At 42.5% G+C, this 22,670-nt stretch carries 24 protein-coding genes; 9 read left to right on the top strand and 15 right to left on the bottom strand.

Annotated elements, in window-relative coordinates; genetic code table 11:
- From C9J41_RS19890 to C9J41_RS19900, 3 genes are all read right to left on the bottom strand, one after another.
- The coding region (locus C9J41_RS19890; protein ID WP_369917831.1) for a chlorhexidine efflux transporter at nucleotides 1-166 on the bottom strand (166 nt) is incomplete at its 3' end.
- A 187-nt stretch (nucleotides 167-353) separates the two neighbouring features.
- On the bottom strand, nucleotides 354-953 hold the full coding sequence (locus C9J41_RS19895; RefSeq protein ID WP_107294937.1) for a recombinase family protein: 600 nt from the start codon (nucleotides 951-953) through the stop codon (nucleotides 354-356).
- A gap of 195 nt (nucleotides 954-1,148) precedes the next feature.
- A complete protein-coding gene (locus C9J41_RS19900) occupies nucleotides 1,149-1,802 on the bottom strand; it encodes a GntR family transcriptional regulator (protein WP_107294928.1) in 654 nt (217 codons plus the stop codon).
- A gap of 144 nt (nucleotides 1,803-1,946) precedes the next feature.
- Between C9J41_RS19900 and C9J41_RS19905 the strand changes: the two genes are divergently transcribed.
- The 4 genes from C9J41_RS19905 to C9J41_RS19920 all read left to right on the top strand — a co-directional run bounded on the left by C9J41_RS19905 (nucleotide 1,947) and on the right by C9J41_RS19920 (nucleotide 6,761).
- Entirely contained in the window at nucleotides 1,947-3,302 is a 1,356-nt protein-coding gene (locus C9J41_RS19905; RefSeq protein WP_107294929.1) for an FAD-dependent oxidoreductase, read from the top strand.
- A gap of 16 nt (nucleotides 3,303-3,318) precedes the next feature.
- Entirely contained in the window at nucleotides 3,319-4,902 is a 1,584-nt protein-coding gene (locus C9J41_RS19910; RefSeq protein WP_107247333.1) for a BCCT family transporter, read from the top strand.
- A 2-nt stretch (nucleotides 4,903-4,904) separates the two neighbouring features.
- Nucleotides 4,905-6,053, top strand: coding sequence for a mandelate racemase/muconate lactonizing enzyme family protein (locus C9J41_RS19915; RefSeq protein WP_107247332.1), 1,149 nt, complete (start codon nucleotides 4,905-4,907; stop codon nucleotides 6,051-6,053).
- Between the two features lie 402 nt (nucleotides 6,054-6,455).
- On the top strand, nucleotides 6,456-6,761 hold the full coding sequence (locus tag C9J41_RS19920) for a helix-turn-helix transcriptional regulator (protein WP_107294930.1): 306 nt from the start codon (nucleotides 6,456-6,458) through the stop codon (nucleotides 6,759-6,761).
- Between the two features lie 910 nt (nucleotides 6,762-7,671).
- Here C9J41_RS19920 and C9J41_RS19925 read toward each other — a convergent pair.
- Nucleotides 7,672-7,914, bottom strand: a complete 243-nt coding sequence (locus tag C9J41_RS19925) for a hypothetical protein (protein WP_107208015.1) — start codon at nucleotides 7,912-7,914, stop codon at nucleotides 7,672-7,674.
- 394 nt (nucleotides 7,915-8,308) lie between these two features.
- Here C9J41_RS19925 and zur point away from each other — a divergent pair, with 394 nt between their 5' ends.
- The 3 genes from zur (at nucleotide 8,309) to C9J41_RS19940 (ending at nucleotide 9,681) form a co-directional block, all read left to right on the top strand.
- A complete protein-coding gene (zur, locus tag C9J41_RS19930) occupies nucleotides 8,309-8,764 on the top strand; it encodes a zinc uptake transcriptional repressor Zur (protein ID WP_005372775.1) in 456 nt (151 codons plus the stop codon).
- Between the two features lie 24 nt (nucleotides 8,765-8,788).
- A complete protein-coding gene (locus C9J41_RS19935; RefSeq protein WP_005372777.1) occupies nucleotides 8,789-9,250 on the top strand; it encodes a chemotaxis protein CheX in 462 nt (153 codons plus the stop codon).
- A gap of 224 nt (nucleotides 9,251-9,474) precedes the next feature.
- Entirely contained in the window at nucleotides 9,475-9,681 is a 207-nt protein-coding gene (locus tag C9J41_RS19940; RefSeq protein WP_005372779.1) for a cold-shock protein, read from the top strand.
- An 86-nt stretch (nucleotides 9,682-9,767) separates the two neighbouring features.
- Here the strand turns inward: C9J41_RS19940 and pgi are convergent, their stop codons facing one another.
- A complete protein-coding gene (gene pgi / locus C9J41_RS19945; protein ID WP_107288094.1) occupies nucleotides 9,768-11,420 on the bottom strand; it encodes a glucose-6-phosphate isomerase in 1,653 nt (550 codons plus the stop codon).
- Between the two features lie 255 nt (nucleotides 11,421-11,675).
- On the opposite strand from pgi, the gene C9J41_RS19950 reads away from it, so the two are divergent.
- The gene (locus C9J41_RS19950) at nucleotides 11,676-12,095 is read left to right on the top strand and encodes a secondary thiamine-phosphate synthase enzyme YjbQ (RefSeq protein WP_107294931.1); all 420 of its coding nucleotides are present in this window, start codon (nucleotides 11,676-11,678) and stop codon (nucleotides 12,093-12,095) included.
- 63 nt (nucleotides 12,096-12,158) lie between these two features.
- On the opposite strand, the gene C9J41_RS19955 is transcribed toward C9J41_RS19950, so the two are convergent.
- The 3 genes from C9J41_RS19955 to C9J41_RS19965 are packed head-to-tail and all read right to left on the bottom strand — an operon-like array spanning nucleotide 12,159 to nucleotide 15,960.
- Entirely contained in the window at nucleotides 12,159-13,427 is a 1,269-nt protein-coding gene (locus tag C9J41_RS19955; RefSeq protein ID WP_107294932.1) for a BamA/TamA family outer membrane protein, read from the bottom strand.
- Between the two features lie 28 nt (nucleotides 13,428-13,455).
- Entirely contained in the window at nucleotides 13,456-14,535 is a 1,080-nt protein-coding gene (alr, locus tag C9J41_RS19960; protein ID WP_107294933.1) for an alanine racemase, read from the bottom strand.
- A 27-nt stretch (nucleotides 14,536-14,562) separates the two neighbouring features.
- On the bottom strand, nucleotides 14,563-15,960 hold the full coding sequence (locus C9J41_RS19965; protein WP_005372791.1) for a replicative DNA helicase: 1,398 nt from the start codon (nucleotides 15,958-15,960) through the stop codon (nucleotides 14,563-14,565).
- A gap of 249 nt (nucleotides 15,961-16,209) precedes the next feature.
- Between C9J41_RS19965 and C9J41_RS19970 the strand changes: the two genes are divergently transcribed.
- Nucleotides 16,210-16,968: a YdiY family protein gene (locus C9J41_RS19970; protein ID WP_107208010.1), complete on the top strand. Its 759-nt coding sequence runs from the start codon at nucleotides 16,210-16,212 to the stop codon at nucleotides 16,966-16,968.
- 95 nt (nucleotides 16,969-17,063) lie between these two features.
- Here the strand turns inward: C9J41_RS19970 and rplI are convergent, their stop codons facing one another.
- The 7 genes from rplI to nsrR form a co-directional block, all read right to left on the bottom strand.
- Entirely contained in the window at nucleotides 17,064-17,516 is a 453-nt protein-coding gene (gene rplI, locus C9J41_RS19975) for a 50S ribosomal protein L9 (RefSeq protein ID WP_005372794.1), read from the bottom strand.
- Between the two features lie 38 nt (nucleotides 17,517-17,554).
- A complete protein-coding gene (gene rpsR / locus C9J41_RS19980) occupies nucleotides 17,555-17,782 on the bottom strand; it encodes a 30S ribosomal protein S18 (protein WP_002539422.1) in 228 nt (75 codons plus the stop codon).
- Nucleotides 17,783-17,797: 15 nt separating this feature from the next.
- Nucleotides 17,798-18,100 (bottom strand): primosomal replication protein N, encoded by a 303-nt coding sequence (priB, locus tag C9J41_RS19985; protein WP_005372796.1) that lies wholly within the window; start codon nucleotides 18,098-18,100, stop codon nucleotides 17,798-17,800.
- A 9-nt stretch (nucleotides 18,101-18,109) separates the two neighbouring features.
- Nucleotides 18,110-18,499: a 30S ribosomal protein S6 gene (gene rpsF, locus C9J41_RS19990; RefSeq protein ID WP_107208009.1), complete on the bottom strand. Its 390-nt coding sequence runs from the start codon at nucleotides 18,497-18,499 to the stop codon at nucleotides 18,110-18,112.
- A gap of 290 nt (nucleotides 18,500-18,789) precedes the next feature.
- On the bottom strand, nucleotides 18,790-19,524 hold the full coding sequence (gene rlmB / locus C9J41_RS19995; protein ID WP_005372799.1) for a 23S rRNA (guanosine(2251)-2'-O)-methyltransferase RlmB: 735 nt from the start codon (nucleotides 19,522-19,524) through the stop codon (nucleotides 18,790-18,792).
- Nucleotides 19,525-19,527: 3 nt separating this feature from the next.
- Nucleotides 19,528-22,086: a ribonuclease R gene (rnr, locus tag C9J41_RS20000; protein ID WP_107294934.1), complete on the bottom strand. Its 2,559-nt coding sequence runs from the start codon at nucleotides 22,084-22,086 to the stop codon at nucleotides 19,528-19,530.
- A gap of 139 nt (nucleotides 22,087-22,225) precedes the next feature.
- Nucleotides 22,226-22,660 carry a nitric oxide-sensing transcriptional repressor NsrR gene (gene nsrR / locus C9J41_RS20005; protein WP_107260810.1) on the bottom strand — a complete coding sequence of 145 codons (435 nt, stop codon included), beginning with the start codon at nucleotides 22,658-22,660 and terminating at the stop codon, nucleotides 22,226-22,228.
- Nucleotides 22,661-22,670: the final 10 nt, after the last annotated feature.

Genomic DNA, 22,670 nt, shown 5'->3' on the forward strand with positions numbered 1-22,670 from the left:
TCCAAACAGTCGCAATTATAGAAAACAAAACGCCCACAATCCCTACATGTCCGATGTTGAAATCAAATTGACTCAAGCCGAAAACAACAATCAACAACCCAATAACTTCAAATCCAATAGCATGACGAATACGATCTGATGTCGTTCTCATTAGTTTGTCATCCATATTTATAAAAAAACAAAGTATAACTAAGAAAACAAAAGATAATAATTAGAACCTATCCGAAAAACAGATAGTATTCTCTATTTAGTATCAATAAAACTCGTTATCCAGTTCATTCCAAACACCTTAAATGATAGGTGTTAGCCTTGATGAGCGATCTTTCCGTGTATTCACAAGTAACACACTAAAACTACCCCTCTTTTACCACCCTCGCTATTGTCGCCCTGCTACACCCTAACTTCTGCTGTATTTCTGAATAACTACGTCCTAGTTTTAACTGATCTTGTATGTCTTGATGCAGTGCCTCATTCACACGGCGGCCGCGATACTTACCTTCCGCTTTTGCTTTCGCAATACCTTGCGCTTGGCGCTTATGGCGAGTTTCATAATCATCACGAGCCATGGCTGCCCCTAAATCCAACATGAACTCGGTTAAGGCCAAAGTAATGCTGTTTTGCTCACCCGCGCTGAACACTGCATGCGTCATAGGCTGATCTACCACCACAATCACCAACCCTTTTTCCATAATGCGGGCTTTTAAGGTTTTCCATTCAAGCCAAGGTAAACGAGTAAGGCGATCCATCTTTTCAATTAGCAACACATCACCGGCTTCGCTATCGTCTATTAGCTTGTTGAGTTCTGGCCGTTCTAACTTGGTGCCAGATTGGTTTTCGATGTAGTAGCCAGCAATACGACTATTAAATTTGGCGCCAAAGGCTTTGAGTTCCTCTTTTGACCGTTGGGCATCTTGCTCGGTGGTTGACGCGCGAAGGTAAGCACGGATCAGCATGGTTTTCCCTAAACTGGTTTCGTTAGGGTGCACAAAAAATAGACTCTTAAAAAGGTATACAAAGAATCATGCTCTTATATGATAAAGATTACATGAACATCAAAGCAAAGCTCTACGAATGATAAAAATTATTCAATGTTTGAGTTAAAGGGGATCAGTAAGGAAAGAGCTATTGCTTATAATTAATGGTACGGATCATTTACGAGGTTGAATACTTCGATAAGCAACATCGGTTAAATAGTCATTAAGGCGATGAGACGCGATCACAGCTTCTTCTTCATTTGCATTGTACACCGCGCGTAATACAGCAGCATGCAATGACGACGCTTGAACAAAATCTTGTCCTTCATCTTTATACGTAAACCAAAAACGGCGCGACAAGCCCTGTAGCGGTGCCATCGCCAATTCTAAATACTCATTATCTGCTGCTTTTACCAATAATATATGTATCTCTTTTAATAACTCAGCATATATAAAGTCATCTCTTTTTTGAGCGCAGGTTTCTAGCTCACTAGCAAGCTGCAGCATTTTCAACCTCACTTCAAGGGTTGCTCGTGATGCCGCATAACGTACACACAGTGCTTCTATATCACGTCGAACTTCCAATATTTTAAGCTGGCTTTCCACTGTTATCGGTGGGATTTGTATCCCTCTTCTCGGGTGAATTTCAGTCATCCGCTCATAAGACAAACGTTGTAACGCTTCACGTACAGGTGTTCTACCTAGACCTAAGCTTTCAGCTAGTTGCTTCTCGCTCACCATGCTTCCCGGCTCTAGTTCGCGGAAGATAATCATTTTCTCTAGCTGATTATACGCAACTTCATTCTTATTTAGGGGGTTAATTTTCATACCCTTTTGTTCCTTTGTTAAATTCTCAGTGAGCAACCTCACAATAAGACCAGAATTAATTTTACCACAAAAAATACAGGTATATATTCAACGCACACACCTGATATATCACATGTATACCAGTAATCTATTAGTGAGGCAACAATGAAGTCTTGGAGTATTATCCGTCGTTATGAATCTCTACCAGAACTGCCAATTCTGGCAGAAGCTGAGGTATTGGTTATTGGTGGTGGTCCCGCAGGCGTAGCGGCGGCGGAGACCGCTGGTCGTATGGGTAAGGATACATGGCTGATTGAGAAGTATGGATTTTGCGGTGGTGCAGCAGTCGCAGGCCTATCCGGCACCATTTGTGGTATGTACATGGCAACAGAAGACGAAAATGCCCAACCCGAGCAAGTTGTCTTCGGTTTTACTGAACGTTTTCGTCAAGAATTGGAAAAACGTGGTGGCGTGACACCTCCACAAATTTACGGCAAAACCTTCACAGTGACGCACGATCCGTTGGTATGGCGCGAAGTCGCCGATGACCTTCTTGAGCAGGCTGGCGTAAACACGCTATTCCATACAGCGGTTACTGGCGTGATCATGGATGGCGATGCGTTTAAAGGTGTGGTCATTGAGTCAAACGCAGGTCAAAGCATCATTCTCAGCAAAAAAATCATCGATGCCTCTGGCGATGCGGCGGTGGTAGCGCGCGCGGGTATGGATTACTACTTCGGTGACAACGGTCGTATTCAAAACCCAACCATGTTCTTCCGCTATGCGGGGGTAGATATGGATAAGTACCTTGCGTACTACGGTGAAGATACCATCTGTCCACCAAAAGTAACCGAGAACATTCTCGCGGCGAATGCATCGGGTGACTACAATCTTCCACGCCATAAGATTTGGATCTTCCCGACCACTCGCCCTAGTGAACTGATGGTCAACGCGACTCGCTTAGCTGGACAAGATGGCCGCACATTAAACGTTATCGATCCGAAAGATTTCACTGAAGCAGAGATTTTTGGCCGCCGCCAAGTTCGTGACTACGCACGCTTCCTCAATAAATACGTGCCGGGTTGTGAAAATGCTTACGTGGTGGATACCGGTGTTGAAGTGGGTATTCGTCAAACTCGTTCAATTGTGGGTGTTGAAACGCTAACTAACGAAGACGTGGTTAACTGCCGCAAACGTGAAGACGGCATCTGTCGAACTCCGTGGCCAATCGAATTACACTCTGGCGATAAGCCAAAACTACACTGGCTACTGAACGATTACTACGATATCCCATTCCACACACTAGTCCCTGTTATTGGTGAAAATATTATCGTCGCAGGCCGCTGCCTAAGTGCAGAACATGAAGCTCTCGCTTCAGCACGCGTAACCGCGCAGTGCTTTGAACTCGGCCACGCAGCCGGCGTTGCCGCGGTACAAGCAATAAATACAAATTCAGCGATTCGTGACCTAAATGTTGCGGATATTCGCGCCATCATGATTGAAAACGGCAGCAATTTATAATTAGCAAGGAATTGCAATGAAATTCAATAATCTAGACCACAAACTATTCTGGCCTGCCATAAGCTTTACGTTCTTGGCACTCGGGCTCGCTGTATTCTTCCCTGAGCAATCAGGCGCGGCTGCAAATGCTGGCATGAAATGGGTAACCAACGATATCGGTTGGTTTATCCAGCTTGCTGGTTTTTCATCTTTGATGTTCCTCCTTTACCTTGCATTCAGCCGTTTCGGTAACATCAAACTAGGAACTGATTCAGACACTCCTGAATTTAGCTATTCAAGCTATGCGTTCATGATTTTCTCTGCTGGCGTAGGCGCTGCATTGATTTTCTGGGCCGTTGGCGAACCGATGTACTACATGCAAAGTCCACCAATGTTTGCAGAGCAAGGTTCTCCTGAGGCAGCACAATGGCTTATCACCTACACGTTATTCCATTGGGGACCAACCGGTTGGGCTATTTTCTGTTTACCTGCAGTTCCATTTGCCTACTACTTGCACAAGATGAAACGCCGTAATCTTCGTCTTAGCCAACTACTTGTTGATATTATTGGTGAAAAACACGCTAAAGGCATCGTTGGTTACATCATCGATATCGTTGCTATTTTCGGTACACTCGGTGCGTTTTCTACCTCGATGGGACTTGCTGTAGACCTTATCGGTGCAGGTATTGAAAACCTAACTGGCATTAAAAATGGCATCGAAGTGCAAGTGAGCATCATTATTCTTTTTATCGCATTCTATGCACTCGTGATGTTTGCTGGTATGAAGAAAGGCGTGTCGAAACTTGCTAATGCATGTGTGTACGCTGCATTTGCGCTAGGTTTGATCATTCTAATATCTGGTCCAACAGCTTTTATTTTCTCTTACTTCTTCGATAGCTTAGGTGTGATGTTTAACAACTACATCCGAATGAGCTTCTGGACTGATCCAGTGCAGAAATCTGGCTTCCCACAAGCTTGGACTATGTATTACTGGGCTTGGTACTTCGCTTACTTGGTGATGATGGGTGTTTTTCTTGCTCGTATCTCTAAAGGACGTACGATCAAGCAGTTAGTCCTAACAACCATTACTTTTGGTTCTGCTGGCTGTTCATTCTTTATTGCTATTTTTGGTAGCTACTCTGTATTTAACGAAATCACCGGCGCATTACCTATTTTACAATGGATGACGGAATCCGGCGTATCAAGTGCAATTATTCAAACCATTAAGTCTTTGCCATTTGGCGGTATCATTCTGGTGACGTTCTTGGTCGTTGAGTTCTTCCTTATGTCGACGACAATGACATCAGCAGCAATGGCAGTATCAATGATGACGACTAAAGAACTTGACCATGACGCAGATCCTGATGTTTCAGTACGTATGATTTGGGCAATTGGTATTGGTGCGGTATCGATGGCTGCATTCTTCATGGGCGGAAGCATAGATACCATTAAATCTATGTGTGTGGTTGTTGGCCTACCAATGATTGTTCTTTATTTCATGCTAGTGGTTTGTTTGATGAAATGGATTCGTCGTGACCATCCTGAACTCTTTAACCAAACAGTTGCTGCACCAGCACAAGTAAGCGATAACGCTGTTGAACTAAATAAAGTTGAGGCATAACAATGTCTATTGCAAAAATCACCTCTGTTGAATTTATTCCAGTCAATGTTGAAGCGACAAACTGGAGTGAAAATACCGTTATTGTTAAAGTGACTGATGAGAACGGTATGTACGGTATTGGCGAAGCCGATGGTTCCCCTGAAGTCATCAAAGCCTTTGCCGAATTAGAAACCGAACATAAATGGCTTAAAAATATTAAAGAAGCGGTGATTGGCCGTGAACCAATGGCATTCCGCTCTATTTGGGAAAATATGTACGACACCACTCGATGGGTTGGCATGCGTGGCCTAGGAATGTTTGTTATTTCGGGTATCGACATGGCACTGTACGATCTTGCAGGCAAACAGCTTGGCGTACCTGCATACCAACTAATGGGGGGTAAGAATCGCGACAAGATTACCCCTTATTTCACTCTATACCCGAGTGTATCGTCAGATGCTTCTCTGCAAGAAATCATCGATGCATATGCTGTACTATTCGATAAAGCGAAAGCGGTAGGTGCTAAAGCCGTTAAGGTTTGTATCATGCCTAGCTGCCCTGCGACAGATAAAGAGATTGTTTGGTATCTTCGCGAACTGCGTAATCTACTTGGCTATGATATTGATATGATGGTGGATTGTTTATACCGTTGGCATGATTGGCAGGCTGCACGTTGGACATTCAATCAACTTAAAGATATCGATCTCTATTTTGTCGAAGCAGCACTTCAACATGACGATTTAATTGGTCACAAGAAGCTCGCTGCGTGTTTATCGACACGTTTATGTGGCGCTGAAATGTCTACTACTCGCTTTGAAGCACAAGAATGGTTAAACACGACGGGTATTTCAGTGGTTCAATCCGATTACAATCGCTGCGGTGGTCTAACGGAACTGTTGCGTATTGAAGAGTTATGTGAATATCACAATGCGATCCTAATGCCACACAACTGGAAAACCGGTATTACTTCTGCGGCAGCCCGTCACTTTGGTGCTGCGATGAAAACTGATCACTACATTGAATATCTGCATCAAGAATTCTGGCAAGGTGAACTCACTCAAAATCTAACCCTAGATGAGCCGCCAATCATCGATGGTATGATTGCAGTAAGTGACGCTCCGGGTTTAGGTATTAAACTCAATATGGAGTACTTAAATAAAGTCAGCCAATAATTTCAAACTCATTTGGAAACAGTAAATAAGTCAAAGGCATCTACGGGTGCCTTTTAAATTACTGTTAATTCAATAGATTGCCAATTGTTAGGATTCAGATATACATGATAATAGGAAAAAGCACATATTATTATAATGTTGTAACGAATAAGGATTACTTATTCACAACCAACTCCCACCCATGCCACATAATATCTGTTATATCTACCGCAACAGAAAGCGATTATTTTCTAAATCGTAGTAAAGAAGAGCGATTAAACACAAAGCGTTATATCGTCTAGTTAATGGCACTTTCCAGCCTAACCATTTATAACGAAAAATCACTTTTCCCTACTTTTCAACTTCCTGTTTAGCGATACAATTCCTTGGTCCGACGTACAAAAACATAGAAGAACTAAAATAATGAACACCCCTAACGCATTTCACTTTTTGCTAAAGCAAGTCCGTGAAGAGCATGGCATGACGCAAGTCGATGCCGCTAAACACTTAAAAATAGCAAGGCAAACATACTTAGATTTAGAGTACGGAAAAACACTACCACGATTAGATACACTCATTGCAATATCGGCACTGTTTAATAAAAGTGTCGCGTATTTTACTGGCGAACGTCCCTCGTTAGACAGTTTTGATACCATGGAGTTATTTGAAGAACTCCAACAACGGTATGTGAAAAAAGCCCCAAACATTGCTGACGCGATGCCTCATTAAAAACGATAAAAGCCTGCGCCAACAGGCTTTTTTATTGCTTTTGATCTTGCTTTACCGCAACGACCAGCCCACGTAGGCCGCTATAGAAATACAGAAAATAAAGCCTATAACCAAATACGGATAGGCCAAAGGATAGACACCATTTTTTAGCACCAAGCGGGCTACACTAGGTAGGCAGAGGATCTCGTTAAACAAGCCCGAATCTCACGCACTTACAATAGTGCCACCCGTTATTTATGAAGTCATAAATACAGGGTTATATTTAAGTAATAATTTGAAGTCATCAATATAACAATTAACGAAATATCATAAAATCAGGATTATGACTTAGAGAATATCACTCTTGGATCATTCTTCGCTGCGTTTTTGAGTTATCTCTTTACCAAATAGCAAAAGGGCGTTGAAGTTACCTTCAACGCCCTTTTTTAAATTCTTTAAACACTTATTTGATTTGCGCTTTGTACATAGAAGCGAAAACTGGAGTGTATAAGCCAACAATTTTGTTAATGATACGTGACATTGTGAATTCCTTAATAAAGCAAGTTTTATATAATGTACAACCTTGCCTAAACACACTATTTATAAGGCATTGGTCGCGTTTCGATGGGGGGCATTATAGGAGTTTAATCGGCTTTTAAAAGTGAGAAATAATGCTTCTTTGCATTAGTTTTACTAATGCAAATATTACATATCAACCTCACCAATAACCATTCATTAAATTCGAATAAATCCTCATTAATTGTTCTTTTTGTGGAAGGTGAGTGTTACCAGCACCAAATTTTTATAGTGATTATTAGTGTTAATGCTAACAACATCTCACTTACCGGAAATAAACAATAAAATGAAAAGTTAACCACTATTACGTAAACGTAATAATTAAAATGAGGTATCGCTTGCCGATATCTGCGGCTTATTTATCAGCTGCAGACAGTAACTTTCCAGTAAATGTGAGTTGTGATGCTGATTGTGTAAATACCACACCTGAGTGTGAACGCTCTGCGGTACCTTGTTTTTGGTAATGTGCGACATTTATGTTGCTAACGGCTGCTTTTTGAAATTGAACATTACCTGTAAACGCACCATCTTTAGCTGAAGCGTTATAAGACATAGCGATGATAGCGGCTGCGATAGTTGCTTTAATAACTGTTTTCATGAGTAATAAAACCTTGTGTCTTTATGTTTATAAACGCCTGTGCGTTTCGATGGGTGTATTATCAATAGTTACACCAAAAACAACAATACAATAAAATAACAAAAGATTATTACCAACAAGTAACTATAGAAGAGGAAATCTAATCAGCCCTCCACCTTATGGCTTAACCCCACTATTCCTTGAAGCGTATAAACGATGATTAACACCTAAAAGGAATATTTCGAGTCACCGCAAGCATCAATGAAAAAATCAGTGCTCACTTATTCTTATTTTTCTTATTACGTGATCCTCTACACGAAACACTACAGCTTATTGCAGCTTAATTGCTAAGTTACGATATGTTTCAAATAGGCTGTGATAAAATAAAACGGTTATTGTAGTTTTTTGAGGTTTTATGGCGGATCAAGCCCAATTATTAACAAAGGCGCAGCGACTCTGTGAAGAGCGAGGCGTTCGACTTACGCCACAGCGCTTAAAAGTGTTGGCGTTGATTATTGAGCACCATAGCTCAATCAGCGCTTATGAGTTATTAGATCAACTCAAAATTTCAGAACCGCAAGCAAAGCCGCCAACGATTTACCGAGCTTTAGATTTTCTCTTAGCACAAGGTTTTGTTCACAAAGTGGAGTCCACAAATAGCTATATTGCTTGCTGTGTACTAGGACATGCCGATCACTGTTCGCAGTTATTGATTTGTGATGAATGTGGCAGTGTTGAAGAGTGCCATGATGATGAGTTAGCCAAACTGCTTCGTCAAAAATCAGAAAAACTTGGTTTTAAGATTAATCATCATGTTGTTGAAAGCCATGGTATTTGTGAAAAATGCCAAGGCAATAAACCTATTATTTAACCTACAACGAAAAGTCTTACAATTATGCGCGCAGAATTTATAAACCCTTTTCTTGCATCTCTGATTAATGTGCTTAACACCATGGCATCTATGCCAATGACACCACAAAAGCCAAGACTAAAGAAAGATGAAATTGCGCGTGGTGATGTATCTGGCTTAATCGGTATGATTGGCCCAAAAACCAAAGGGTCGATGTCAATCACGTTTGAGCAAGATCTGGCGCTTGAAATCATGCAACGCATGCTCGGTGAACGTCCAGCAGGCATTAATGAAGATGTTACTGATATGGTTGGTGAAATTACTAATATGGTAACAGGTGGTGCAAAACGTGCACTGGCTGAAAATGGCTATGATTTTGATATGGCAACACCTGCGGTTGTTTCTGGTAAAGGCCATACCATTACCCATAAATGTGATAATGCGATCATCTTAATGCCATTTGATTCTGACTATGGCAAAGCCTATATCGAAATTTGTTTCGATTGATATCGTCTTTTTTAATGAAAATATAGCGTCAATTACACGATAAATTCTTTACTTTACTTAACGCTATCTAATTCTTTATTAAGTCTTTTATTAATAAAACCATTCTTAAATAAAAGACTACTCTCCGCTCTTTTTTCGATCTAGACTAGTTTGTGTCATACGCATCATGTTACTTATAACTGCGAGATGACTGTATATTATTTGTCTAAAAGGGAAAGACGTACATGAGTAAACTGACTGGAACCGTAAAATGGTTCAACGATGACAAAGGCTTTGGTTTCATTTCTGGAACGGATGGCAAAGATGTGTTTGTACACTTCAGTGCTATTCAAGCTCAAGGGCGCCGCACCTTACGTGAAGGCCAAAGTGTTGAGTTTATCGTTACGGATGGTCAGAAAGGCCCACAAGCCAGCGAAGTTATTGCACTGTAATAACTATCACTGAAAAGATAAAAAAACGCCGCTATTTAGCGGCGTTTTTATTATACAAGCATATGCCTTAGTACATTAGCCTAAGATTATGCTCGCCATTGTTTAAATGCATTGATCAAACCATTAGTCGAACTATCGTGGCTCGATACTTGTTCTTTATTATTTAGTTCTGGCAGAATTTGGTTAGCCAGTTGCTTACCAAGCTCTACGCCCCACTGATCAAAGCTAAAGATATTCCAAATAACACCTTGAGTGAAAATCTTGTGCTCATAAAGCGCAATCAATGCACCAAGTGTATAAGGCGTAATTTCTTTCACTAAGATTGAGTTCGTTGGGCGGTTGCCTTCGAATACTTTAAATTCTGCTAGTTCATTCACTTCTTCTTGTGATTTACCCGCAGCAAAGAATTCTGCTTCAACTTTCTCACGGCTCTTACCAAATGCTAGTGCTTCAGTTTGCGCGAAGAAGTTCGCCATTAATTTTGGATGGTGATCGCCTAATGGGTTATGGCTAATCGCAGGAGCAATGAAATCACATGGGATCAATTTCGTGCCTTGGTGGATCAACTGGTAGAAAGCATGTTGACCATTGGTGCCAGGTTCACCCCAAATAATTGGACCTGTTTGGTAATCCACTGGGTTACCGCCACGATCAACGTACTTACCATTTGATTCCATGTTACCTTGCTGGAAGTACGCTGCAAAACGGTGCATGTACTGATCATAAGGAAGAATCGCTTCTGTTTCTGCACCGTGGAAGTTGTTGTACCAGATACCGATAAGCGCAAGGATAACCGGTAGCTTTTGCTCTAATGGTGCTTCTGCAAAGTGTTTGTCCATTGCATGGCCGCCATCAAGTAGCGCAACAAAGTTATCAAAACCGACTGATAAGCAGATTGATAGACCGATTGCAGACCATAGTGAATAACGACCGCCAACCCAATCCCAGAACTCGAACATGTTGTCCGTATCAATACCAAACTCAGCAACCGCTTCACCGTTTGTTGAAAGCGCAGCAAAGTGTTTCGCTACATGTGCTTTATCTTCTGCTTTTGCTAAGAACCAGTCACGTGCAGATAGCGCGTTAGTCATGGTTTCTTGAGTCGTGAAGGTTTTTGATGCGATCAAGAACAATGTTGTTTCTGGGTTAAGATCTTTTAGCGTTTCAGCAATGTGCGTGCCATCAACGTTAGAAACAAAGTGCATGTTTAGGCGTGTTTTATAAGCACCTAGCGCTTCAGATACCATGTAAGGGCCAAGATCTGAGCCACCGATACCGATGTTCACGATATCGGTAATTTCTTTACCTGTGTAACCTTTCCATTCACCGCTGATGATGCGATCAGAGAAAGACTTCATCTTCTCAAGTACCGCATTCACAGCAGGCATCACATCTTCGCCATCAACCATAATTGGTGTGTTGCTACGGTTACGTAGTGCTACGTGAAGGACTGCGCGATCTTCTGTACGGTTAATTTTCTCGCCACTGAACATATCTGCAATAGCAGCATCTAGCTCTGTCTCTTTTGCAAGAGCAAACAGCTTAGTTAGCGTTTCTTCAGTGATAAGGTTTTTAGAGTAATCAAGTAGGATATCTGAGCCAAATTGCGCAGAAAACTTAGAAAAGCGAGCGCTATCATTAGCAAATAAGTCGCTTAATTGGAAATCTTGAGCTTGTTCAAAGTGTGCGGTTAGATCTTGCCACGCTTGAGTTTGCGTTGGGTTGATGTTCTTCAACATAAAAATATCCTAATTTTGTTATGTTTACCTTTCGCGCCCATACACTGTTTGCGAAAGATCCCCGATTTTGCTCATTAGCCTATGATGGCAGGCTTATTTATAATTTTGATCACTTGTGATGATGCCGCGAAAAGAAAAAGGTCGTAATTGCGGTAAATCACGAAAACTTGGAATGCATCATACCTGTATTTCGCATCAATGTAATAATGCGAATAACTAATCAAACTAAAAGGTTAAACCTATAGGTAAATAGCCATGTGGTATCAAAAAACAATTAATCTTACTCCTCAAAAGCGCGGTTTTCACCTTATCACTGAGGAAATAGCGCAACATTTACATGAGATCCGACCTTTAAGCGTTGGATTAGTCCATTGTTTTCTTCAACACACCTCGGCAAGCTTAACCATTAATGAAAATGCCGATCCTACGGTACGTCATGATATGGAGAAACACTTTAATCATTTTGTACCAGAACGCGCGCCTTATTATCGACATACCTATGAAGGAGATGATGATATGCCGGCACATATTAAAAGTTCATTGTTAGGTAATAGTATCTCGATCCCTATTTCACAAGGACGTTTAGCATTAGGTATATGGCAAGGCATTTATTTAGGTGAGCACCGTGATCATGGCGGCTCTCGCCAAGTCGTGCTCACTATTCAAGGCGAATAGTATATTGAAGAGACAAAAAGCACTTATCCCTAACAATGATGGTTAAGTGCTTTATATTGAAGACTAGAACGGCTGGTTAACCATCACTCTAAAGGTGCTTTCTTCACTGCCCCACGCCATTTCGGTTCGGACAACAACACCTTCGACTTGAAAACGTACCGCGCCACCGGTGCTCCATTTCATGTCTGAATGCAACTCAGAAAGATTGTAACTATCCGCAACACGACCAACATCAGCAAATGCGACCCACTGCCACCAAGGCACGCTGTACCAATTAAAGACAGGCCACTCACTCAGAGGTTGCCATTCTGGCATCACGCGATATTCTGCGCTGTAGCTGATTGCAGATCGCCCAACATATCGCCCCGTTTGAAAACTCCGCAAGCGATATAAGCCCCCCAGTTTGACTCCTGCATACTCAGGTGGACGATGATAACCATGCTTTGAATCCGTTGTATTCCAACTTGGGGTATCGGCGGTATACACATTAAACGCCAAGACTTGCTGATCAAATAAGTTATCCAGCTTGCCTAAATTCAAATACCAACTTTGGTTGATTTCCCATTTCCACCAGCTTGTTTGATCTGAAGTATCAGGCGCATATGTCAGCTTAAATTGACTTTTACTGCCTTGAGTTGGATTCGCAGTATTGTTTTGGTTGTTCCATTCAAACCGCGTTTCTAGCCCCCACACACTGTCATTATGTGAAAAATCAGAAGGTGGGTTCGGTGTGTTTTTAGCAAACTGACGAGATTGATAGAACGGGCGAAAATCTATTGACGATACGCCACTTTCCCATGGCGTATGACCCGTTAATTGACGGTTAGGATAAAGCGCAGATTGAATAGGATCATGCTTACCTTGGCCAATAGGCAAAATATAACGCGCACTCAGTTGATACAGTGACTCTTGCGCATCGGCAATGATCCTATCATCGAGGTGGGAATCATTTTGGGTCGCTTTTCCTACATAGTAATTAAAATCTTTATAATCACCACTGTAAAGCTCTGCTCCAAATAGCCAGCGGCTGTCGGCGGATAACGCGTAATTGTAAGCCCCCAGATACGTCATCCATGTACCTTTATCTGTCACCAATCCAGCCACTAATAGTGAAGCTTGTGGTTGCCCTGCTTTTTTGGCCACACCTGCGGCACCAATAGACAATCCCATGCTATCGGTAGAAAACATAAAGGGTACTGCGGCAATATCTGAATCCGTCTTTTCTACCGTTTCAGAACCCTCAATATCAAGCAATTCATTTTCAGCATAAATATCTACTGAAACCAACAAAGCCGCAGCATACGCCACGGCTTTTAATTTTATATCTTCCATTAAAGCTTTTCGTCCAATATTTAAATCATCACGTATATGCCATCGCAACCCGTGGTGTTAATTTAGTAACCAATTCATACGCAATCGTGCCAATGTGCTCTGCTACAATTTCAGCAGGTAATCCTTCGCCCCATAATGTGGCAGTATCGCCAACTTTATCTTGAGCATCGGGCCCTAAATCCACCGTTAGCATGTCCATTGATACACGCCCAGCCATCGGCACAATACGACCATTAACAAGCACTGGCGTGCCGTTAGGTGCGGTACGTGGATAACCATCACCATAACCAATCGCAATCACACCAACTTTGGTATCTCGTTCACTTGTCCAAATACCGCCATAACCGACTTGTTCACCTTTTTTAACATCACGTACAGCAATCAGGCTAGAGGTTAATGTCATCACTGGCTTTAAGTCATAAGCCGAAGCAAAACGTTCAGACTCATTAAATGGTGAAACACCATACATAATGATCCCAGGGCGAATCCATTCTAGCTGGCTATCAGGCCACGCTAAAATACCCGCAGAGGCGGCTAATGAACGTTCACCTTGATAATCTTGAGTCAAATCCAAAAAGGTATCTAACTGCTTTAATGTAATATCAGAGCTTAAATCATCTGCATTACCAAAGTGGCTAATAAAACGTAGTGGCTTTGCGACATTTTCACAGGCATGTAAACGCGCCATAAAATCCGTCAGATCTTCTGGACGTACCCCTAAGCGGTGCATACCGGTATCAATTTTGACCCAGACTCGCACTGGGTTATCAAGCTCTGTTTGCTCTAATGCTTCCAATTGCTCAATCGAGTGAACCACAGTATGAATATTATTGGTCACTAATACTGGAAGATCGCTCGGTGCATAAAACCCTTCTAATAATAAAATAGGTTTCACGATCCCACCTGCACGTAAAATTAATGCTTCTTCAATACGAGCAACACCATACGCGTCAACATTTGTAAGTGTTTGAGCAACTCGAAGTAAGCCATGCCCATAAGCGTTGGCTTTTACGACCGCCAAAACTTTACTATTTGGTGCATGATGACGGATTAACCCCAAATTGTAGGCTAATGCTTCAGTATCTATATGTGCGGTTGCAGCTTTCATCCAAAATCCTAAATAATATTCTTACGCTTACTCTTCATCGTAGGCGGGGCCTGCATAATTATCAAAGCGAGAGAACTGGCCTTGGAAGGTTAAACGGACGGTACCGATAGGACCATTACGTTGCTTACCTAAGATGATTTCAGCGATCCCTTTCAGGGCACTATCTTCGTGATAAACCTCATCACGATAAATAAACATAATTAAATCGGCATCCTGCTCGATCGCACCGGATTCACGCAAATCTGAGTTAACAGGGCGTTTATCGGCACGTTGCTCCAACGATCGGTTAAGCTGCGACAAGGCAACAACCGGTACGTTTAATTCTTTTGCCAGCGCTTTTAACGAGCGGGAAATTTCAGCGATCTCTAATGTACGGTTATCTTGCAAACCAGGTACACGCATTAACTGAAGGTAGTCAATCATTATAAGGCTTAAACCGCCGTTATCGCGGGCAATACGACGGGCACGTGAGCGGACTTCCGTTGGTGTTAAACCCGAACTATCATCAATGAACATATTCTTCTTTTCCATCAGAATACCCATTGTTGATGATATACGTGCCCAGTCTTCATCATCGAGTTGACCTGTACGTATTTTAGTTTGGTCAACTCGCGAAAGTGACGCCAACATACGCATCATGATCTGTTCAGCTGGCATCTCTAACGAGAAAATAAGTACAGGTTTTTCCTGCTCCATTGCGGCGTTTTCACATAAGTTCATCGCAAAGGTAGTTTTACCCATCGATGGACGTGCCGCAACAATGATTAAATCTGAACCTTGAAGGCCAGCGGTTTTTTTATTGAGATCGGTAAAACCTGTCGATACACCTGTCACGCCATCTTGCGGCGATTGGTATAGAATCTCGATACGTTCTAAGGTCTTTTCTAAAATCGTATCAACGCTTTGTGGACCTTCTTTATCGTTGGTACGTTGCTCTGCAATCGCAAAGACTTTACTTTCAGCCATATCCAGTAAGTCTTCACTGGTGCGGCCCTGTGGATCATAACCGGCATCGGCAATTTCATTTGCCACACCAATCATGTCACGAATAAGTGCACGCTCACGGACAATATCAGCGTACGCTAAAATATTTGCCGCAGATGGTGTATTTTTTGCCAGTTCAGCTAAGTAAGCAAAACCGCCGACATCATCAAGTGTGCTTGATTGCTCAAGGTTTTCAGACAGGGTGATCAAATCTAGCGGCTGACCCGCTTCTAATAGTGCCGCTGTCGCCTGAAAAATAATCCGGTGTGGACGACTGTAGAAATCATTGGCAACGACTTTTTCAGCCACCATGTCCCACTTTTCGTTATCCAGCATCAAACCACCAAGAACAGATTGCTCAGCCTCTAAAGAGTGAGGCGGCATCTTAATGGCGTCCATTTGATTATCTTTTGGTTTTTTCGGTTTACTATTATCTGCCATAGAAATTGCGTATTAGCCAAGAACAAGAATGAAGCATAGTAGTATACCCCATACATTCGATTCTGAGCAGTCATAAACTTACGACTCGCCTCAAACCTGATGGTTATTTAATTATGCGCCTTTTTAAATTAACTAACAGTCAAGCGTAACGATTCCTAACCAAAAGCTGACAAATTTGGGTTAGAATGCGAGCGCATAATACTTATCATCAATAACACTCAATTTACAACACCTGCCGTGGGAGGACCTTTGGCAAGATACCTACTGACATTATTGCTGCTTGCCAATACTGCAGCCTATGCTGCTGACGATCAAGATATCGAAGAAGATGTCTCGCCTTCTCACTTTACCAGTGAGGTGGGGCTTGGGTTTACAGCACTTGCTGGTAATTCAGATTCACAGACGCTAAACGCTAATTATGATCTGCAATATATCAAAGGTCGTTATAAAACTAACGCAGATACTAGCCTACTAATGGCGAAGAAAAATGGCGAAGAAGATAAACGTAAGATTTCAGCCAATTTGAAATCACAAATGCTGATCCGTGACGGCTATTACTTATATGGTAGCGGCAGCTATATTGATGATCGCTATGGTCCATATTATGTTGATTCACTCGCTTCTGCTGGTATCGGTTATCGTCTCTTTAGCTATGAAACGTTTCAAACCTTGGTCGATATCGGTCCTGGTTTTCGCCACCAAGATCCTAACCTAGATGAAATTGATGGTGATATAGTCAAACCAGAAGTAGTGAATGAAGCTGTTTTACAAAGCTCATTAACCATGACATGGAAACCGCTTAAAACACTTTCCTTGGAAAATAAAACCAATATTGTGGCTGGTAAAAGTAATACTACGATCCAAAATGATTTATCACTGACCAACTCCATCACCGATAACATCGCATTGAGTATTGGCTTTAACTATACCTATTACACCTGGGTACCTAACAATATGAAAAACTTCGATTCTAGTACGATTGTTAGCCTGATTTACAGTATGAAGTAAAGCTAAGGATTGACGCTAACGTTGTTTTTTCTCATATTTCAGACATAAAAAAACCAGCCCGAAGGCTGGTTTTTTTCTATTAAAGCTAAAAGCGATTACTCTGCAGCAACAACGTTTAGTTTAACAGTTGCGAATACATCTGAATTTAGCTGAACGCTAACTTCGAATTCGCCAGTAGTACGTAGTGCACCTTCAGGTAGACGTACTTCGCTCTTAACAAGTGCAACGCCAGCAGCAGTAACTGCATCAGCGATGTCACGAGTACCGATAGAACCGAATAGTTTACCTTCGTCACCAGCTTTAGAAGCAATTACTACTGCTTCTAGTGCGTTTAGTGCTTCAGCACGAGCTTGAGCAGCAGCTTGTTGCTCAGCAACTTTAGCTTCTAGCTCTGCACGACGTGCTTCGAACATTTCAACGTTAGCTTTAGTTGCCATTACTGCCTTAGCTTGTGGGATAAGGAAGTTACGAGCGTAGCCAGCTTTAACGTTAACTTGGTCGCCAAGGCTACCTAGGTTAGCGATTTTATCAAGTAGAATAACTTGCATTATCTTGTCCTCTATAAAAGTCTAAAAACTACTACCGATTACTGATGCTTGTCAGTGTACGGTAGAAGTGCTAGGTAACGAGAACGCTTGATAGCGCGAGCTAGCTGACGCTGGTATTTAGCGCGAGTACCAGTGATACGGCTAGGTACGATTTTACCAGCTTCAGTGATGTAGTTTTTTAGAGTTGCTACGTCTTTGTAGTCAATCTCTTGTACGCCTTCTGCAGTGAAACGGCAGAATTTACGACGACGGAAGAAACGAGCCATGGGCTATCTCCTGATCTAAATTATGTCAATGTGATCGGCGTGCAATACTAATTTACCAATGCCGTTACGGCCGGTTTGATAAGAGATAAACCCTCCTACCTTAACATTGCTTCCGATAACTAAATCTTGAGTGAGTACTTGTTGACCTTTGCCACTGACTACCACGTTAATATAACAATATACTTGGCGTGGTAGGCCTGCTTCCTGTTGAATCGAACGATGCTCAAGCACAAAGTGACAATGAGGTATGCCCGCAGGAGACTGGCTTCGTTTGGGTTGTTTAGCAATAGTGCCAACTAACTCCAGACGATTGGTCATTTATACAAATTACTCAGCAGCTGCTTCGCCTTCAGATTGTGCATTTTCTGCACGATCTTCACGCTTAGTGAAACGCTCTTCTTTAGCCTTCATCATTGGAGATGGCTCAGTAACAGCGTTCTTAGTACGCATGATCATGTTACGGATCACTGCGTCGTTGAAGCGGAAGTTTGACTCAAGCTCGTCAACTACAGACTGCTCAGCTTCAACGTTCATTAGAACGTAGTGTGCTTTGTGCAGTTTGTTGATTGGGTAAGCCATTTGACGACGACCCCAATCTTCTAGACGGTGAATCTGACCACCAGAATCTTTGATAGCAGCAGTGTAACGCTCGATCATGCCAGCAACTTGCTCGCTTTGATCAGGGTGCACCATGAATACGATTTCGTAATGACGCATAGGTTGCTCCTTACGGATTATTCAGCTTCCCTTGTCGGCTCGGTTATCCTGGGGAAGCAAGGAACTAAAAAAAGAACCGAGAATTTGGACGATGGATAGTACAGAGAATGATCAATTGAAGCAAGAAAATTCTGTGCTCTACGCCAAGGTTTTTCCTGCCCACTGGCAAGTTATCTTGACTGTTTGTCTATCCCAATAAAAACACCCTTATCCAGTTAAACCGAATAAGGGTGTGGGATTACTGACACCAGGTTAAATGTGCAACTTTCTTTACTGTTGTCAGTAACATATTAGCTACGTTGACGTACCGCTTCAAACAAACAGATACCTGTTGCTACTGATACGTTTAAGCTTGATACCGAACCTGCCATTGGAATTTTGATCAAATCATCACAGGTTTCACGGGTTAAACGACGCATACCTTCGCCTTCTGCACCCATCACAATCGCTAATGGGCCAGTCAGCTTACTTTGGTAAATATCATGCGTTGCTTCACCCGCCGTTCCGACAATCCATACACCTTTATCTTGCAGTGCACGCATGGTACGCGCCAAGTTAGTCACACGTACTAATGGCATGATTTCAGCCGCGCCACAAGCAACTTTACTTGCCGTTGCGTTGAGCTGTGCCGAGCGATCTTTCGGGACGATAACAGCAACCGCACCCGCAGCATCCGCATTACGTAGACATGCGCCTAAGTTATGCGGATCGGTCACACCATCTAAAATCAATAATAATGGATTTTCTTTACCCACCAATAAATCATCAAGATCGTTCTCGTTGTATTGCTTACCTGGACGCACGCGAGCAACGATACCTTGGTGAGAAGCACCTTTAACTTTGTCATCAAGTGCTTTACGCCCTGCTTCTTGGATCGTAATGCCCAGTGATTGCAGCTCAGTGACTAACGGCAGTAAACGATCATCTTCTCGTCCTTTCAGTACAAAGACTTCAATAAAACGAACTGGATCAGATGCCAGCACGGCTTTCACGGCATGGATGCCAAAAATCATATCATTACTCATGGTTTAACTCTTCTTTGCTGCGCGTTCGGCTTTTCCCGCACGTTGCTTTTTCTTTTTACGAGATTTCGGTTTCTTTTTTGTCTCAGCTTTCGGTTTTTCATCCGTTGGCTTACGGCGTTTCTTTGGCTTCGGTTTGTTCTTCTCGTCCGCCAGTGGAATTGCGCCTTCTTTTAGCTTTTTACGTACCGAAGAACGTTCGCGTTTTGATTCACTGCGCTCTTCTTGTTTTGCCACGCCATCTTCTGATTTGTACACTTTCAGGCTTTGACGACGTAGACCATCGGCTTTACGTAAACGCTGTTTTTTCTCATGACTCTTAGCCGTTTTACCTGCGCCACGTTGCTTGCGCTCAGCGCCAACAATATCAAAGTCAATCTGACGATCGTTTAAGTTAATCGATGCCACTTTCACTTTCACGGTATCGCCTAAACGGTATACCACACCTGAGCTATCACCTACCAAGCGTTGACCGACTGGATCAAACTGGTAGTAGTCATTCGCTAGGTTTGAAATATGAACTAGGCCATCAATGTTCAATTCGTTTAAGCGAACAAAGAAGCCAAACCCTGTCACATTGGCAATCACACCGTCGAACTCATCGCCTAAGTGATCTTGCATGTATTCACATTTAAGCCAATCAGAGACATCACGCGTTGCGTCATCAGCACGGCGTTCAGTCATTGAACATTGCTCACCTAATGCATCAATTTCATCAAATGAGTAATGGAAACCACCCGTTGGTGTGGTATTGCCACTGTTACCCGCTTGTTTCGCAACTAAATATTTAATCGCGCGGTGCAGCGTTAAATCAGGGTAGCGACGAATTGGCGAGGTAAAGTGCGCATATTCAGTTAATGCCAAGCCAAAGTGGCCAATATTGTCACCTTGGTATACCGCCTGCTTCATTGAGCGTAGCAGCATAGTTTGGATTAACTCGCGATCTTTTCGAGTTTGAATCGTATTGGCCAGCTCTGCATAATCTTTTGGGGTTGGCTCTAACCCACCACCAAGATGTAAGCTTAGCTCACCTAAGAAATCACGAAAGCCCTGCAGGCGCTCTTCACCTGGGGTATCGTGAACTCGGTATAGTGCTGGCTCTTTGGCACTTTCAACAAAACGTGCAGAGGCAATGTTAGCTAAAATCATACATTCTTCGATGATCTTATGCGCTTCATTACGGACAGCCGGCACAATACGGTCAATCTTACGATCTGCATTGAAAATGAACTGGGTTTCAACCGTTTCAAATTCAATCGCACCACGCTCTTCACGTGCCGCTTTCAGCACTTTGAACATGCTGTACAGCTCTTCTAAATGCGGAACAAGTGGTTCATAACGCTGACGAAGTTCTTCATCGCCTTCAAGCATTTTACTGACTTTGGTGTAAGTCAAACGAGCGTGAGAATTCATGACCGCTTCGTAGTGCTTGTAACCTGTTAATTCACCGGTGTCAGAAATGGTCATTTCACACACCATACACAAGCGATCAACTTGCGGGTTCAGTGAACATAATCCATTAGAAAGCACTTCCGGTAACATTGGGATCACTTGTGCAGGGAAGTAAACCGAGTTACCACGCTTAACGGCTTCGTTATCAAGTGCTGATTTATGACGGACGTAATAACTCACATCGGCAATCGCAACCCATAAACGCCAGCCACCTGATGTAGTTCGCTCACAGTGAACCGCATCATCAAAGTCACGCGCATCTTCGCCATCAATGGTGACCAGTGGTAATTGACGTAAATCTACACGGCCTTTTTTCGCCTCTTCTGGCACTTCTTCTGTCAAATGTTGAATTTCTTTATCAACTTCTGATGGCCATACGTGCGGAATATCATGGGTGCGTAACGCAATATCAATTTCCATACCCGGCGCCATATTTTCGCCCAGTACTTCGACAATACGGCCAACAGCATTGTGCTGACGTGTTGCACGTTGATTGATTTCGACAACCACAACATTACCCATGCGTGCACCTTGGCGAACGTCTTGTGGGATAATGATATCTTGGGCAATACGCGAATCGTCTGGTACCACATAGCCCATGCCATCTTCAAGGAAGAAGCGACCAACAATCTGGGCTGTGGTTTCTTTTAATACGCGTACCACACGCGCTTCTTTACGGCCGCGTTTATCTTCACCCGCCGCTTGCGCCAAAATGTAATCACCGTGGATCACACCACGCATTTGGTGATGAGGTAATAACAAATCATTGTCTTTACCTAGCGAGCCCTCTGGACGTAAAAAACCAAAGCCGTCACGGTGACCCATAACGTAACCTTTGATCAAATCTAAACGTTCAGGCAACGCATAACATTGACGACGAGTGAAAATTAACTGGCCATCACGCTCCATCGCACGTAAACGACGGCGTAAGCCTTCATAGTGATCATCACCTTCTAGCTTTAGCTCAGCAAATAACTGGTCACGACTCACCGGTGTACTAAAACCACGAATCACTTCAAGTAAGTGTTCACGGCTTGGGATCGGGTTTTCATAATTAGATGCTTCGCGATCGCGAAAAGGGTCGACCGGTAAATCGGTAGTACCTTTAGACATTATATTTTTCCTGTAGGCCAACCTATACCTAAGGTATATCTGGCTTTTAGGTGATCAGACGGGAGCAGCGCTATAAAGGCTGCTGCTCCACTAAATTTTGGGAGGAATATGCTAATTAAACGTATAACCAAATGATGTTTTATAACTTGTTAGGGTTGCTTAATAAATTCAGCAACGGCGCATTATCTTCAACTAAGGTTAACAAGGTATATTTATCTAGCTCAGCCAAAAATGCTTCTCTTGCATCAGCAAGCACACCTTTTAATCGACAAGCTGGCGTTATATGGCAAAAATCAGGGCTACAATTAACAATCTGTAACGGTTCTATTGCGCGTACGACATCGCCAACAATAATAGATTCAGCTGACTTACCTAAACGAATGCCACCATTTTTTCCACGCACCGTTTCGATATAGCCTAATTGACCTAATTTATTGATTATTTTAACCATATGGTTACGTGACACATTATATATTTCTGTCACTTTCGTAATACTTGTTAGCTCACCTTCTGGTAGCGACGCAAGATATATCAAAGCTCGTAAGCCGTAATCGGTAAAACTAGTTAACTGCACAATGGCTCCT

It is taken from the genome of Photobacterium sp. GB-50 (assembly GCF_003026755.1).
Classification (GTDB): domain Bacteria; phylum Pseudomonadota; class Gammaproteobacteria; order Enterobacterales; family Vibrionaceae; genus Photobacterium.

Bases quoted from the DNA above. Each gene is read 5' to 3' on its own strand.
- C9J41_RS19900 (WP_107294928.1), bottom strand. From the start codon at position 1,802: ATGAAAATTAACCCCCTAAATAAGAATGAAGTTGCGTATAATCAGCTA.
- C9J41_RS19895 (WP_107294937.1), bottom strand. From the start codon at position 953: ATGCTGATCCGTGCTTACCTTCGCGCGTCAACCACCGAGCAAGATGCC.
- C9J41_RS19940 (WP_005372779.1), top strand. From the start codon at position 9,475: ATGAGTAAACTGACTGGAACCGTAAAATGGTTCAACGATGACAAAGGC.
- rnr (WP_107294934.1), bottom strand. From the start codon at position 22,086: ATGTCTAAAGGTACTACCGATTTACCGGTCGACCCTTTTCGCGATCGC.
- C9J41_RS19905 (WP_107294929.1), top strand. From the start codon at position 1,947: ATGAAGTCTTGGAGTATTATCCGTCGTTATGAATCTCTACCAGAACTG.
- C9J41_RS19925 (WP_107208015.1), bottom strand. From the start codon at position 7,914: ATGAAAACAGTTATTAAAGCAACTATCGCAGCCGCTATCATCGCTATG.
- C9J41_RS19955 (WP_107294932.1), bottom strand. From the start codon at position 13,427: ATGGAAGATATAAAATTAAAAGCCGTGGCGTATGCTGCGGCTTTGTTG.
- C9J41_RS19915 (WP_107247332.1), top strand. From the start codon at position 4,905: ATGTCTATTGCAAAAATCACCTCTGTTGAATTTATTCCAGTCAATGTT.
- rpsR (WP_002539422.1), bottom strand. From the start codon at position 17,782: ATGGCTCGTTTCTTCCGTCGTCGTAAATTCTGCCGTTTCACTGCAGAA.
- zur (WP_005372775.1), top strand. From the start codon at position 8,309: ATGGCGGATCAAGCCCAATTATTAACAAAGGCGCAGCGACTCTGTGAA.
- C9J41_RS19935 (WP_005372777.1), top strand. From the start codon at position 8,789: ATGCGCGCAGAATTTATAAACCCTTTTCTTGCATCTCTGATTAATGTG.
- alr (WP_107294933.1), bottom strand. From the start codon at position 14,535: ATGAAAGCTGCAACCGCACATATAGATACTGAAGCATTAGCCTACAAT.
- C9J41_RS19910 (WP_107247333.1), top strand. From the start codon at position 3,319: ATGAAATTCAATAATCTAGACCACAAACTATTCTGGCCTGCCATAAGC.
- C9J41_RS19965 (WP_005372791.1), bottom strand. From the start codon at position 15,960: ATGGCAGATAATAGTAAACCGAAAAAACCAAAAGATAATCAAATGGAC.
- pgi (WP_107288094.1), bottom strand. From the start codon at position 11,420: ATGTTGAAGAACATCAACCCAACGCAAACTCAAGCGTGGCAAGATCTA.
- rpsF (WP_107208009.1), bottom strand. From the start codon at position 18,499: ATGCGTCATTACGAAATCGTATTCATGGTGCACCCTGATCAAAGCGAG.
- C9J41_RS19920 (WP_107294930.1), top strand. From the start codon at position 6,456: ATGAACACCCCTAACGCATTTCACTTTTTGCTAAAGCAAGTCCGTGAA.
- C9J41_RS19950 (WP_107294931.1), top strand. From the start codon at position 11,676: ATGTGGTATCAAAAAACAATTAATCTTACTCCTCAAAAGCGCGGTTTT.
- rplI (WP_005372794.1), bottom strand. From the start codon at position 17,516: ATGCAAGTTATTCTACTTGATAAAATCGCTAACCTAGGTAGCCTTGGC.
- priB (WP_005372796.1), bottom strand. From the start codon at position 18,100: ATGACCAATCGTCTGGAGTTAGTTGGCACTATTGCTAAACAACCCAAA.
- rlmB (WP_005372799.1), bottom strand. From the start codon at position 19,524: ATGAGTAATGATATGATTTTTGGCATCCATGCCGTGAAAGCCGTGCTG.